Genomic DNA, 13366 nt, shown 5'->3' on the forward strand with positions numbered 1-13366 from the left:
ATGCACGGGTCGCCGTGCGGGCGCGGACCGCCATGCTGGCCCCGGCCTATTACGCGGCAGCCCTCGCGGCTTTTCTTGCCTTGTACTACCTCGGCCATGCGGCACTGTATGGCGCGACCTACACCGGCGCGATGATCTGAGACAGCAGGCTCAGTGCTGGATCTCAGTTCACGACAACCCGAAGACTTTTCGCTTTCTTTCCCGCAACCTGTACCTGATTGCGGCCGTGCCCTTGGCTCCATAGGGTGCTTGGTCTGTCACAGCGTTTAGCGCCACAGGTTCGACTGCTGGCGCAAGCGGGATCTGCGCCAAGCCAGCGCTGATGGTTAGCACCCGATGGGGACTCGCCGCATGTGGGACCTTCCAGCCTGCGACAGCCTCACGGATGCGATCGGCCACAAGCTCGGCTCCTCCCGCATCCGTGTCCGGCAGGATGACGGCGAGCTCCTCTCCACCGATCCGGCAGGCTATGTCGTGGGTCGGATCGGGGGCTGCCTCGATCGAGCGGACAATCAGCTTCAGCGCCTCGTCCGATGCGATGATGACGGTGGTGGCGCGGGGCGAGCGCAAGGACGTGGGCTGAGAGGCGAGGTTTGGACGGCGAGCCTTGTGGCGAACCGAGCGGCCGGCCCGGGAAGCCGCCCGGTGCGCCGGCCAAGCGGTTGGAGCCGATGAAGAGCCCGGCGCCTCAGCATGGTCGGCGGCGGCTTGGTACGCCGTCCCTCGAACGCGCTAAGGTGTCGGCGGATTCGTATGGCCCCCGGCATGATGAAGGCCGCGCGGCGGGGGCCGGAGGCATCGGACGCCCGGGCAGCTGTGACCGCTGCACCGCACCTGCAATCGGCCAAGGCTCGTAAAAGCTCTCCAGCCCCGTTGGCTTCACATTGCGTGCGCGCTCGTCTTCTACGTAGCCATTATGGCCGCGGCGACCCGCTCGGTGCGGTGCTGGACGCCGAGTGCCGACGCGATCGCGACCGGGCACCTGCTTTCCGAGGGGCTGGCGATCCTGGCTTTTGGCGTGGCGGCGGCACTTGCTGTCTATGGCCTTTGGCGGCGCACAGGCCTCGATCGGAGCCAGGGTGACGGGACGTAAGCGCAGGATGCCAGCCGCCGGTCCGGCCGCGACGCGGTTCAAGCCGGAGCGAGCGTCAGCAGCGGCTTGTCCTTGTCGACGATGTACGTGATGGACAGCTTCATCGGCTTCGCGACGTTTCGGATGCCGTGCGGCACTTCAGGAGGCACTTGAAAGGCTCCGCTCGGCATCAATTTCATATCAGGTTGGCCCTGCACGTAGAGTTCCGCCTCACCTTCAAGGACATAGGTCGACTCGATGCCGGGATGGGTGTGCCGAGGAACGTCCACGCCGGCGGGTACATCTACGGTCATCAAGATAGCGATCATGTTCCCACCCGGAACGTCAGTCTTGCTCAAGGTATTGCGCTTGATCGGGCTAGTGCCGGACGGGCTCGGCTGTGCACCCGCTTCAGTGGCCAGAAAACCCGCGGAGCTTACAGCCGCACAGATGGCGCAGGCAGTGAAGCCTCTCCTCGTGATCATGGCTTGTCTCTCTCAATAACAGCAGCTGCACCTGGAATGATGCCAGCGTCGATGCCTCCCGCCAAGACGCGCACCCAGCGCGTTTAGGCAACCCGTCTCAATCAGCGGCTAAGGCAACGAGGGAGAACATGCCGGCGATGGCAAGATTGCTGACGACGAGGATGGTGAAGAGGGTCATCGAGGACTCGGATACGCAGGAGGAGAAGCGTAGCGGGATGCTTAGCGAGAGGCGCCATCGCGCTGAGTCGCGTCATGCATCGGCAGCTTCCGCAGGATCGCTTTGACGTGACCTCTCACCGGTGTCTCAGCCGAGGCCGGTAAGGCAGCTGTCCCATCCGCAGAACGCAGTCGCGCCTCCGCACGAGGATGCAGATCTCGTGATGAACCGGTATCGTCTGACATTGGCACACTCGTACGCTAATCAGTCACAGCGTACGAGAGATTGCAAACGGCGGACCCGCACTTGGCGCTTCTATTTGAGATGAACCGCGGACGACGATCGGTCGGATCAATGTGGGTGAGGATGTAACGTCACGGAACGCTGTCCCGCTCGCGGCGCGCTACCGCCAATCGTAGGGGTTGAAGGGCGCGAGTGTGTCGCGAAGCGCTTTCGTGGCTGGCTCACGCTGCAGAGCGAGTTCGCGATCAATCGATCGGACGAACTGCTCCCGCCCGGCCTGCAGGTCACGGCTGACGCCATCCAGCGGCCGCGCAAGCCGGACGTGCGGGGGGTTCACCGTGACGATATAATCGATCCCACAGGCAGGCTGGGCTCGGACACCGGGATTGCGGAGCCAGTAGCAGATGTGGACGCGCGTGAAGGGCTCGTCCTCGCGCTGCTCGGCCCAGAGCCGATCCACGCGGAAGCTCTCAGGCCGGACCTTCTGAGCGTAGGCGAGCGTCTGACCCACGCTGATATAGCCGTTCGTGGTATGCTCGCGGACCAGTCGGACGGCCTGCGCTGCAATCGGCGAGAACGGATCGGTCGATCGGCGATGGCGCTGAGTCGCATCTGCCTCCGCGTTGCTGGCCGCGATGAAGAGGGCAACAGCGAACAGGACAAGAGCGAACAGGGCAGTGCGCATGGCGGGAATGTACCCGGCTCTGCGCGGCTGTCGAGGTGCCTGCCCCAACCCTTGAGCTATTCCAGGACGTGACGATGCGGCTCGCGGCGAGGGCTGGGGCCACCGTCAAGGCTCCCCACCCTGCCCTTCCACGGCTTCGCGCGTTGGCTCAGTAACGCTCGTATCGCTCATAACGGCGCCCATACCCTCTGTCATCGTATCCGCCGCCGTCATAGAAGCGGCGCGGCCCAACATCGCGTGAGGACCCACAATAGTTCAGGCCTTCGTCGTAGCAGACGCTCGGCGGCCCCGGGATGTAGCGGCCACCACGGCGGCAGGAGTACCCACACATCGCGACGGGGTTCACTGCAGACGCGATGCCAAGGCTCTGGGCGGTCATCGGAACGCCGGGCGCCGCGCCGGCACTGCTACCAAGACCGACGAGTAGGATGGTGGCGGCGTAGAATGCTGTCCTCATCGAAGCCTCTCTGAGTTCTCCTGATCGTGTCGACCAACCATTGGCCGCAGGCGCGGTGAACGGTTCCGGAACGACCCCGTCATGTCCTGGCCTCTGGAGCCCGGAGAGGGGCAGCGGCAACGACCTTCCGACCGCTCTCGCCGATCCTCAGCGCTACCCGCTGCGCGTTGCCCTTTGACTTGGGGAGCATGGCCGCTGGCTCCCCTTGCCGTAGCCAGCCAAGGCACCGACCGCGCCTGACGATCTCCTCGCCATGGCCGGCGGGTATGGTCCTCCCAAGCGGGGATGCCGAACGGAGATCGGACGTCAGGGCGTCCTGCCACCGACTGACTGCTTCTCTGGCCGTGCGAGCAGGCGGCCTGATCTCTACTCGGCAGCGCCGTTCTCGTTCTCACACTCGGGGAAGGTGGGGAATGGCATCCAATCCGTGAAAGCATCATTGAAATGGCCGTGTTCGCAAGAGGCGACGTGCCAAGGACGTGCATCACCAAAGCGTGTCGGATCCCACCGCACGACCGCTCTCAGATCAGGTTCGTGTCGGTTGATCGCGATGATCCAACGGCCATCGTGAGGGGCCCGGTCCATAGGCCTCCAGCTATCCAAGGCACACTCCTGTCAAACCTCCGAGAGCGCCGAGCGCAACGAGGATCAGCCTTCCTCCCCTTCAAGCTGATCCACGTTCTGTTGTTCCTCGTCGTGGACGTACCCTGCCATCCAATCCGCGCTCTCCTGCGAACCGGCCCGATAGGGATTAGCCGAGACAGTCTTGCCAGCCAGCTTCGCAGCCTTGCCTTCCTGCATCGCTGGAGTGAGGTCGTCTGCCATGTCCTCGTTCTCCTCTGCTCGGCATCGACCATCATGAAGAACTACTGACCGCCCGAGCCGCCGCCGCCGGTGTTCCCAATCGGCCGCTCTGGATGCTCCGCGTTGCCGGCGGCGCCGGAATTGTTCGAGATGCTGGAGGCACCGGTCCCACCAGGAGCTGCCGTCCCAATTGAGCCAGGGCCGCTGTTATCGATGCCACCCGGCTTCACCACGGTTCCGGTCGCCTCAGCCGGCGCAATGGCCGTGGGCGGCCCCGGCTGCCGGATCTCGGCAGGGCCGGTTCCGGTCTGAGCGAAGGCCGTTGTAGCCAAGGGCAGCGCCACCACTGCGAAGATCAGCTGTTTCATGAACAATCCCGTTGGTAACGAAGAGCGGAAGCCCAACCGGAGCCAACGCACCCGTCGCAGCTCCGTTCAGATCACGGAACTGCGATCGACCCGAGAGGAGGGGATGGCTGATGCGAGCCTCTTCGAACCACGCCGATCTATTTGCCCTTTTCCCGTCCGGCCCGGGCTTCCTTAGCCTTGTCGGCTTCGGTCTCCCCAGGTCCCTTGGTGGAAGGGCCGGGAGAACTCCCGCTGCCAGGATGGCCTTGCAGATCATCGATACTGCCCAGACCGCCGCCCTTCTTTGGCGTGCTGCCCTTGCTTGAACCTGATTTCTCCGGCGGGCGCATTGTTACCTCCTGATTTATTTATTCGCACCAAGCCAAGGCGCTGGATCATTCGATGTTCCACGAGGGCTTCCTGTCATCGTCGTTCCGACGTTGCTCGTTGCTTCTCCGGCCATGCGAGCATGATCGCGATCCGAACCGCTCCGCGGCGAGCCTCGATGCCTGCGTTGCGGCGTCTCAGCGTCCTCACCGCGAAGGGATGAGATGAAATGGCCGCAGATCAATCCAGCACGAACCGCTCACTCAAGGGGTATGTCTTCGTCTCTGGATCAGCCAGGAGGGCCTCGACCGCCTTGGCAACATCGGCAGAACGTAGCAAACCCATCGATACGAGGCTGCCGATGATGGACTCTGGCATATCAAAGATTTGGGATACAAAATACGGCATTCGCGAAAGAAGAGGTGATGAGGCGAAGCTGACGACTTCAACAACGCACAGGCGGTCAAATGATGTGCTGTTTTAGGGTCAGCCAGTGCACGTCGGAGATTGAACGATAATCCGGCGGTGACGTTGGTCCGCTGGGACGAGCAACCCAGAGGACGACCGAGAGGACGACCCGCATGTCCGAGACCATCCAGGACGACTTCGCCCGCTACACCTTCACGGTCTATCCTCCGCCGGTGCCCGGACTCCCTTGGCTGTCGGTCTGCATCGGACCAGACGGGTACGTGCTCGACTCGGAGGCTTTTGCCACGCAGGCGGAGGCCATGACTGTCACGCAAAAGGCGCAGGAGGTCCTGCTAGCCAGCATCGTGCGGAAGTGTAGGCGGCCGGCCGACGCCCTGATGCATTAGGCTGCAGCCCTATGCCAACGACGCTGCCTTCTCGCAGATTGAGGCGGAAGCCTCCGGATCGGTTGATCGTCGGCCTCGTCGCCATGCTGATCGCGCTGATGGTTCTGGAACTGGTTGAGCCGTCCGTCATAGACGCATCAGCGACTGCGACAGGAGACGAGAACCCCTTCTCCGAGATTGCTTCCGAATAGGCACGCCAGCGCTCGTGTTGAGCGGGCGCCCATCGATCTACAGGTGGAGCTGACGCAAAGCGCCCGACCGCGCCACTCGTCGAAGCGAGCGTTATTTCGTAATCCGCTTTGGGGAAATCGGATCGCTGCCGGGGAAGGTCTCTTCGACCGCCTGATCCAGGAGCTTGTCCTGACGTGCGTCTAAGTCCTCATCGGCACGATGCTGATCAGGCGCAGCGCCTGCAGCCTGGTTCGCCTTCGTCTCAGGTATTCCCCGCGGGGCTCTCTCGTCCTGACTAACGGCTGAGCCTGCGCCAGTGTTCTCCGCGTCCAGTTCCTGCTCGGCCTCCAACCCGTGATCGTTCGCATGTCCCGCGGGAGAGCCTTCCCGCTGCCAGATCTCGTAGGCGCGTGCCCTGATCCTGTCGTCCCGATCGTCACCCATGATGATGCTCCTCTGACGAGATTTTCCCGGCCGCAAAAATAATTCGCAGGCTCAACACCCTCGGACAACTCCGTGCGTTACCCTTCATAGGCAGCCAACGTCATGGGCGGCGGCATGGGCGGTTTGGCCGCGAGATTATCGCTTCAGACTGAAGAGGGCATCATGCAACTGATTGTCACCGGCAAGCAGAATGGCCGAGCCGTTTCCTTCCAGCGGGCCTCTGCCAACGCTGCCGTCGAAAAAGCCCGACAACTGCAGGGCGAAGGGCTCGATGGGATCCAGATCACGGACATCACGGGCCGGACGTACGAGCCGCACGAGTTCGCCGCATGCTTCGTTCGTCCAAGCTCCTAACTCAGGGCACCCGACCAGCAATCAGACCGATCCGCCTTCAGCAGGGCAGCGCGCGCTCGGCCCATCCGCTCAGGGTGAGGAATTCCTACGCTCAGGACCCCAATGCCCTACACTCTCGACCGGCTGGCAGCCGGCAGCTACGACCTGCTGCTCGATGGCATCGTCATCGGTGGGGTGGTCCGCGACATCACCGCCGATGGCGAGGCCAGACAGTGGCGCGCTGAGCTGCTGGACGATCTTGCACCCGCACAGAGGCCGCGGCCCTTCATCGAGATCGAGCACGGCTTCGGCTCCCTCGAAGAGGTTGCGGCGTGGCTCGGAGATGCTGCGATCGGCCCTGCGGCCCAGCCGTAGCGTCTTCCGCGTCCATCAGCGCCTCGGCAGCCGCAATCGTGGTCTCCCGGTCCGCGTTCTTGCTGAGGGTTCCATCGGGTTGCAGCATCGGCAAATGCGCAGGCTCATGTACGAGCGTGCGCTGGGCGGCCTTCAGGCGGTCAAGCAGCGCTTCGAACTCCGACATGATCCTGACCTCGGCTCAGCGACGGCGCGCGTCGGCCGTCGGGTTCATGTCTCGCTCGACAGCCGCCAGCGCACCCTCTCGCGCCTTCTCGGCTGCATGCGGGCGATCCGAACACTCGACCGGCTTGCCGGATCTGCGCATCGACCAGCCGGATTGTCGCTCAGGCTTTGCGAGCGGCGAGACCCCGATCATGGAAGGCTACGGCACGTCATCGTTCATGTCGCGCCTATGCCATCTCCGCATGCGCGACGCCATCGCGGCACCTCCGGCGTCCCGTCACAATCGTCCTCGTCCGCGAGATCGAAAGGGCAGGGGATTTCAGCCAAGGCCGCCCCGTACTCATCCAAGATGACCACGTGCCAGCGAAGCGGGTTCGCCGCACCCGCAACGCGCTCGCCGATGATCCGCTTCCAGATCTCCAGGGCCTCGATCTCTGCCGCCTCCAAGTCGGGCAAGTCGATCCCCTGATGGTCCCGCGTGACGTCCTCATCATCGTGCAGGACGTCGAAAAAGTAGCGCGGCATCCGCCCTCCCCTCGTGGTGATCGATCCACCTGCACAACGCTGGCGTGTATATTCAAGGCCCGTCACGCCCAAGCGTTGCGCCCTTACCCCTCCGAAGCGGCTGCGCGGTGAATCGGCCGAGACGGATGTCGTAAGAATTGTCCCGATCTCTCCACAAGCGTGAGATGAGCGGTCGCGCAAGCCCACCGTTCAATCAGGCTATCGTGAGCAATACCTCAAATAAATCACAGTTTAGTATGATGCGTTAACCAAATTTCAACGGGTAATGCAACCGATTAATGAACTCCGACTTGGTTCATCAGATCAGCAATGTGTAATCTACAGATCCAAATCAAACTGGAATGACGCATTCTGTATTGATAATAAATCTTGAAAAACCCTTGGAATTAATGAATAAAAAATCGTTGTATCTTGATGTCATAAGCCCGATTTATTCCGGATGTACTGTTGAGCAAATTTCCGCTCCTAACCCGGAAAATGGCAGATCCAGAATTTCGTATATGAGGTGGTTCAGGGACCAAGACGGCCTGCACGAGGTCTGGGCGGAACTCCACTGCGATTCCTCGACAGCCGTGAGACGACCTGCGAACGGGCCTACAGCGAGCCCTTCGTTCCGAGGATCCGCGATGACACCCGAGCAGACGAGATCGGGATCGCAAGTTCTCATGTCCAAGCTCTCAAGTCGAAGACGGCGCATGCTTGCAGCGCCTGAACCCGAACTGATTTCCGCAGGATGGTGACAGCTATGCGTATAACTCTCTTGATCGGCCTCATAGGCGTTGTTCTGGGAAGTCATCTCACTGCGGCTAATGCAGATGAAAGCAGCATCTATCCCCATGTCACGGGACAATCGGTCGAGGCATCGCCCACCGTGAGCGCCACTCTGCCTAGCGAGACTGGTTCGATTGCAGGGCTACCTACGAGCACCCCGTCCGCCAAGAAGGGCGTTGCGCAACCGCCAGGGTGCCCTGCTGCCCGGCGCGTCGGATCAGGAGCGGGCTTCTGCCTCATCAACTAACTACGTCCTCATAGGTTTCGTGGTATGCTAGGGCGTTGAGCTGGGAGGCCGTGATGCGTGCCCTGCGTCTGGACAGCTTGAACGTCGATCAGCTGCGCGAGCTTGACGATCTCTACCGAACGACGCGTGACGTCCGGGTCCGCACGCGTGCGCAGATGATCCTGCTCGTGGCCGAGCAGGGGCTCGCCGTCTCCGAAGTTGCCGCGATCGAGCGTGAGAGTGGCGAGACGGTCCGACGCTGGATCCATCGCTACGAGGCCGAGGGCATCGACGGCTTCTGACGCGCCGCGCTCCGGCAAGCCGGCCAAGGCCAGGACCGTCTATCGCGAGCGATTGGTCGAGCTGGTGCGGCGGCGCCCGCGCGCCCTCGATCTGCCGTTCTCGATGTGGACCGCCGCCCGTCTCGCCGACCATTTGGCGGAGGAGACAGGCCTGCGCATGAGCGTGGCCAGCATCCATCGGCTGCTGCGTGCGGCTGGTCTCGGGTTCGGTCGCCCCCAGCACACGATCAGCAGCCCGGATCCGGACTATGCTGTCAAAAAAGAGGCGGTCGAACTCGCTCGCGACGGCCTGAAGCCAGGATCCGTCTTCTACTACGCCGACGCGTTCAACATCAGCTGGCATCCAACCCTGCGGGCGATATGGGGACCGCAGAGGACGGATGCAAGCGATTCGGTGGACTTGTCAGGTTTTCGATCGGATTGCCGACATGTAGATCGATAGAACTTTTGTCTGTTAGGGTGAATTTTGCTGAAAATCTCGGGATGCGGCCGAAGCGACGCACCACACCAGGCCGTGCGGAGAAAAATTGTCCGCGTGGGCTCGTGCGAGTCGGTCAAAATCGGAATGTGTGGCACCGGAAAGAGAAGGCCCTTCCCCAAGGTGAGGCTCCGGACGTGGCAGCAGACGTCACCTCTGAGTTTTTCAACACAATCGGTGGAAAGCAGACGTCTCCAGCGTCTTGAGGCTGCTCCGATTCAGCGCTCACGCCGATAGTGCATGGCGACCGCGCCATTGCGGAGCGGCTTCGCCGAAACCAACTCGAGCCGTCGCGTACTGGGCAGCCCGCCCTGGTACAGGGTCGGGCCGTGGCCAGCGATCCTAGGATGGACGAGGAGCTTGTACTCGTCGATCAGATCTAGCCGGTCCAGCTCGTTCGCGAGTTTGCCGCTACCGAGGAGCACGCCACTCGGGGTCGCGTCCTTGAGCCTCTGCACGCCTGTTCGCAGGTCGTCGGCGATGTGGTGGCTGTTGGTCCACGGGAAGCCTTTTCGCGTCGACGACACCACATATTTCGGCTTGGCCTCCAGCTTGACCGCCCACTCGCGTATCGCCGGCGGCGCCTCCACGTCGCCGCGAGCGACCGCCGGCCAGTAGCTCTCCATCATCTCGTAGGTGATGCGGCCCCACAGCATCGCCCCGCCCTCGTCCATAAGACGGGTGAAGAGCGCGTGCGTCTCGTCGTCAGCAATTCCTTCCTGGTGGTCAACGCAGCCGTCCAGGGTGACGTTTAAGCTGAAGGTCAAAAGTCCCATACGGTGAGCCTATGCCATATGCTCGAAAAGACGTAGAGCCATTGCTCGCGGTTGATGTTCAGCTTCCGCTAGTGGCCGATTCTGTTGAAAAACTCGGGTGTTGCAGCGGTAGTGATGAAGTGATTCACTCCTGTCGAGAGGCGGAGATCGAAGCAGATGATGGGACCTCGACAAGTCGAGCAGGGTGCCCTGTTCTACGAGTTCTCGCTTGAGACCCACGTCCCCGCCGACCATCTGCTTCGCTCCATCGACCGCGTCGTCGACCTGACCAGCCTGCGCCGAGCGTTGGCTCCGTTCTACGCCTCGACGGGCCGCCCCTCTGTGGATCCCGAGTTGATGATCCGCATGCTGATCGTCGGCTACTGCCTCGGCATCCGCTCCGAGCGCCGGCTTTGCGACGAGGTCCACCTCAACCTCGCCTACCGCTGGTTCTGCCGGCTCGGACTCGACGGCCGGGTGCCGGATCCTTCCACCTTCTCCAAGAACCGCCATGGCCGCTTCCGCGATAGTGACCTCCTGCGTCGCGTGTTCGAGACCGTGCTCGCCCGCTGCATCGCCGAGGGCCTCGTGGGTGGCGAAGGCTTTGCCGTCGATGGCAGCCTGATCAAGGCCGATGCCAATCGGCAGAAGGGGGTCGAAGGCTCTGCCGGCCTGGCCGCCTGAGGTCGTGAGCCGTGCCGCTCAGGAGTACCTCGCCGTCCTCGACGAGGCCGCCTTCGGGGCCGCGACGCCGGTACCGCCCAAGTTCATCTCGCCCGCCGATCCGGCCGCGCGCTGGACCGGAGCGCACGGCGGGCAGGCGTTCTTCGCCTACACGGCTAACTATCTGATCGACCTCGACCACGCGATCATCGTCGACGTCGAGGCGACCACGGCCATCCGGCAAGCCGAGGTCACAGCGGCTCAACGCATGATCGAGCGTTCGCGCGAGCGCTTCGACCTCTATCCGGCCAAGCTGGCCGGCGACAGCAGTTACGGTTCAGCTGAGATGCTGGGCTGGCTCGTCTACGAGCAGGGCATCGAGCCGCATATCAGCGTGTTCGACAAGTCGGCCCGCATCGACGGCACCTTCTCACGTGCCGACTTCACCTACGACCAGCCGGGCGACGCCTATCGCTGCCCGGCGGGCCAAGGGCTGACCACGACCGGCGCCCTGGTCAACGACGGGGCGACGCTGCTCTACCATGCGAGCAAGTTCGACTGCGCGCCATGCCCGTTGAAGGCGCGGTGCTGCCCGAACGAACCGGTGCGCAAGGTACCGCGCTCGATCTACGAGGGCGCGCGGGACATGGCCCGCGACATCGCACGCTCCGAGGACGGCAAAACCTCACGGCGCGAGCTCAAGAAGGTCGAGATGCTGTTTGCCCACCTCCAGCGCATCCTGAAGCTAGACCGCCTCCGGCTACGAGGACCGAACGGAGCGAAGGACGAGTTCCACCTCGCAGCCGCCGCCCAGAACCTGAGGAAGCTCGCAAAGATCATCCCGGTCCCGCAGCCGAGCCCGGCTTGACCGGCAGGGACACCCGGCCCGAGGACGAGGACTCATCCCGCCCCACGCCGATCCCGGCCGCCAACGAGCTTTTCAACGAAATCGGTCCAAAACGGCCGCCTGCATGTGTCGGGGAAACGGTCGTTTTTCCTACAATCAGCTTCTGGCCTATCTTGTGACCTCCCCTACGGCTTGCGACAGGCCCGGTCGGGCTGCACAGGTCTGCACACCGCTGCCCTGGGTTTTTCAGTAGCGCCTGCGCGCGAATGCATGGAGCGCGAACATCGGAGGACAATGCCGCCATGTTCCTACATTTTGAACGTCTGGGCACGGGTCGGCCGCTGCTGATGGTCCATGGGCTGGGGGCCAATCTGCGCACCTGGGATCCGCTCTTGACCACATTGGGCGGCTCGCGCGAACTGATATTGGTCGACCTGCCGGGACATGGCAGATCGGCCCCGCTCGCGGGCCGGCAGACGTTTGAGGCCCATGCGGACGCCCTCGCCACCTTTGTGCAGTCGCAAGGCCTGGCGACAGCGGACCTTGTCGGCAGCTCGGTGGGGGGCCGGTTGGTGCTAGAGCTGGCGCGGCGCGGCATCGGTCGGCACTGCGTGGCGCTTGATCCCGGCGGTTTCTGGCGCGGTTGGGAGACGCGCTGGTTTCACTGGACGCTCGCGGCATCGATTCGCCTGGTGCGGTTGCTGCGGCCCTTCCACCCCGGCCTGTCGCGCCACACCGTCACCCGCACGCTGCTGCTGGCCCAGCTGTCGGCCCGTCCGTGGGTGCTGCCACCGCAGCTTGTTGTGGAGGAGTTGCAAAGCCTGGCGGCCACACCGGTGTTCGATGCGATGCTGCGTGAGCTGGCGCGCGGGCCGCTGCAGCAGGGCTCGGCAAAGACTCCCGGCCGGGTCACCATCGGCTGGGGCCGCCAAGACCACCTGCTGCTGCCGCGCCAGGCTGCACGCAACCAGGTAGCCTTCCCGTCGGCCCGGCTGCACTGGTTCGAGCGCTGCGGCCACTTCCCGCATTGGGATCAGCCTGCCGAGACGGCGCGCGTCATCCTTGAGACGGTCCGGGAGGATGCGCCCTGAAAGGGCTTGTCGCAAACCCGAGCCCGCGGTCATTTACGGGTCGTCAAGCATACCCGCCGAGCTTGCCGCCGCCGCTCTGGAGCCGGTCCATGATCCTGTCTTCTATTGCCGCGAAGCTGAAGCAGCGCTTCAAGGCCGACTTCAAGCGCCGGCATTTCGAAGCTGCGCTGATCGCGCAGGCCTGCTCCGGTTGCGCTCCATAACGCCCAACCCGCGTACATCGCGCTGCTTCCATAAATGGGCTTACGCGAAGAAAATTGGGCTAACGGCCCAGACTGCGGAATGCACATTCGCGTCCGCGGTCGTCGTAGCCGGCCGGGCAAGAACGGACACATGCACCGGCAGCCAGCTTGAGCGGAGGCGGGCAAGACGTTGCCCAAACCGACGCCTGCGCGGATGCGGCTTCAGAATGACTTCCCAGGAGCATGCCCAAGAGCAAAGCGCGGCTCAATTGGCTTTGCATGGCTGTGCCATCTTGCTCGCAAACCCCATGAATTATGGAACGTTCTTTTCCATAATTCCACTTACGCGACGTGGACGGTTCCGTAACACCCAATCGGCGAGCGCCGTGAAGCCGCTCACCAAGAACGCAATGTCCGTTGAAGCATACCTCTGTGGACAAGCTCCGGCATGCGTGCGGTGAGTGATCGTTCCAACAGCCTCTTGGACGCAAGTCAAGTTCGCGTTCCTAACAACAGAGCCCACTCGAAGTGGGTTCGCGAGTAGGCCTGGGTTGCCCTCCTCCGAGGACCCTTGGCGAAGAAGCACCGCCAAGCCTACAAATATTTGATACATATCAAATAATGCCGCCATCAAATGAAATAATTG

14 protein-coding genes and 2 pseudogenes are annotated in these 13366 nt (G+C 62.9%); 8 read left to right on the plus strand and 8 right to left on the minus strand.

All coding sequences use genetic code 11. The annotated features are described in order from the left end of the window. Positions 1–168: 168 nt before the first annotated feature. From F6X51_RS29125 to F6X51_RS25445, 5 genes are all read right to left on the minus strand, one after another. Positions 169–522: a GGDEF domain-containing protein gene (locus F6X51_RS29125; protein WP_407658682.1), complete on the minus strand. Its 354-nt coding sequence runs from the start codon at positions 520–522 to the stop codon at positions 169–171. A gap of 609 nt (positions 523–1131) precedes the next feature. Further along, on the minus strand, positions 1132–1557 hold the full coding sequence (locus tag F6X51_RS25430) for a cupin domain-containing protein (RefSeq protein ID WP_150966661.1): 426 nt from the start codon (positions 1555–1557) through the stop codon (positions 1132–1134). Positions 1558–2117: 560 nt separating this feature from the next. Further along, on the minus strand, positions 2118–2642 hold the full coding sequence (locus F6X51_RS25435; RefSeq protein ID WP_150966662.1) for a hypothetical protein: 525 nt from the start codon (positions 2640–2642) through the stop codon (positions 2118–2120). A 1105-nt stretch (positions 2643–3747) separates the two neighbouring features. Then, complete coding sequence (locus F6X51_RS28225; protein WP_191970269.1) at positions 3748–3924, minus strand: ribosome modulation factor; 177 nt, start codon at positions 3922–3924, stop codon at positions 3748–3750. A 41-nt stretch (positions 3925–3965) separates the two neighbouring features. Beyond that, the gene (locus F6X51_RS25445; RefSeq protein ID WP_150966664.1) at positions 3966–4271 is read right to left on the minus strand and encodes a hypothetical protein; all 306 of its coding nucleotides are present in this window, start codon (positions 4269–4271) and stop codon (positions 3966–3968) included. Positions 4272–5158: 887 nt separating this feature from the next. Between F6X51_RS25445 and F6X51_RS25450 the strand changes: the two genes are divergently transcribed. Next, positions 5159–5392, plus strand: a complete 234-nt coding sequence (locus tag F6X51_RS25450) for a hypothetical protein (protein ID WP_150966665.1) — start codon at positions 5159–5161, stop codon at positions 5390–5392. A 282-nt stretch (positions 5393–5674) separates the two neighbouring features. Here F6X51_RS25450 and F6X51_RS25455 read toward each other — a convergent pair whose 3' ends face one another. Then, entirely contained in the window at positions 5675–6007 is a 333-nt protein-coding gene (locus F6X51_RS25455) for a DUF2934 domain-containing protein (protein ID WP_150966666.1), read from the minus strand. A gap of 162 nt (positions 6008–6169) precedes the next feature. Here F6X51_RS25455 and F6X51_RS25460 point away from each other — a divergent pair, with 162 nt between their 5' ends. Continuing rightward, a complete protein-coding gene (locus F6X51_RS25460) occupies positions 6170–6361 on the plus strand; it encodes a hypothetical protein (protein WP_191970270.1) in 192 nt (63 codons plus the stop codon). Between the two features lie 102 nt (positions 6362–6463). Further along, positions 6464–6715, plus strand: coding sequence for a hypothetical protein (locus F6X51_RS25465; RefSeq protein WP_150966668.1), 252 nt, complete (start codon positions 6464–6466; stop codon positions 6713–6715). Between the two features lie 381 nt (positions 6716–7096). Here the strand turns inward: F6X51_RS25465 and F6X51_RS25475 are convergent, their stop codons facing one another. After that, the gene (locus F6X51_RS25475) at positions 7097–7405 is read right to left on the minus strand and encodes a DUF6894 family protein (RefSeq protein WP_150966669.1); all 309 of its coding nucleotides are present in this window, start codon (positions 7403–7405) and stop codon (positions 7097–7099) included. Between the two features lie 1071 nt (positions 7406–8476). Between F6X51_RS25475 and F6X51_RS28400 the strand changes: the two genes are divergently transcribed. Together F6X51_RS28400 and F6X51_RS25480 are read left to right on the plus strand one after the other, a co-directional pair. Next, a complete protein-coding gene (locus tag F6X51_RS28400; protein WP_210250343.1) occupies positions 8477–8704 on the plus strand; it encodes a helix-turn-helix domain-containing protein in 228 nt (75 codons plus the stop codon). A 52-nt stretch (positions 8705–8756) separates the two neighbouring features. Continuing rightward, on the plus strand, positions 8757–9146 hold the full coding sequence (locus tag F6X51_RS25480) for a winged helix-turn-helix domain-containing protein (protein WP_246697006.1): 390 nt from the start codon (positions 8757–8759) through the stop codon (positions 9144–9146). 254 nt (positions 9147–9400) lie between these two features. Here F6X51_RS25480 and F6X51_RS25485 read toward each other — a convergent pair whose 3' ends face one another. Further along, the gene (locus tag F6X51_RS25485) at positions 9401–9958 is read right to left on the minus strand and encodes a dihydrofolate reductase family protein (RefSeq protein ID WP_150966670.1); all 558 of its coding nucleotides are present in this window, start codon (positions 9956–9958) and stop codon (positions 9401–9403) included. Positions 9959–10114: 156 nt separating this feature from the next. Here F6X51_RS25485 and F6X51_RS25490 point away from each other — a divergent pair. From F6X51_RS25490 to F6X51_RS25500, 3 genes and pseudogenes are all read left to right on the plus strand, one after another. Then, positions 10115–11468, plus strand: a pseudogene (locus F6X51_RS25490) (IS1182 family transposase). Between the two features lie 281 nt (positions 11469–11749). Beyond that, positions 11750–12538 carry an alpha/beta fold hydrolase gene (locus tag F6X51_RS25495; protein WP_150966671.1) on the plus strand — a complete coding sequence of 263 codons (789 nt, stop codon included), beginning with the start codon at positions 11750–11752 and terminating at the stop codon, positions 12536–12538. An 89-nt stretch (positions 12539–12627) separates the two neighbouring features. Then, positions 12628–12720: pseudogene (locus F6X51_RS25500) on the plus strand (IS6 family transposase); the annotation flags it as partial. Positions 12721–13366 lie beyond the last annotated feature (646 nt).

Origin of the sequence: Methylobacterium planeticum (assembly GCF_008806345.1) — a bacterium.
GTDB lineage: Bacteria > Pseudomonadota > Alphaproteobacteria > Rhizobiales > Beijerinckiaceae > Methylobacterium > Methylobacterium planeticum.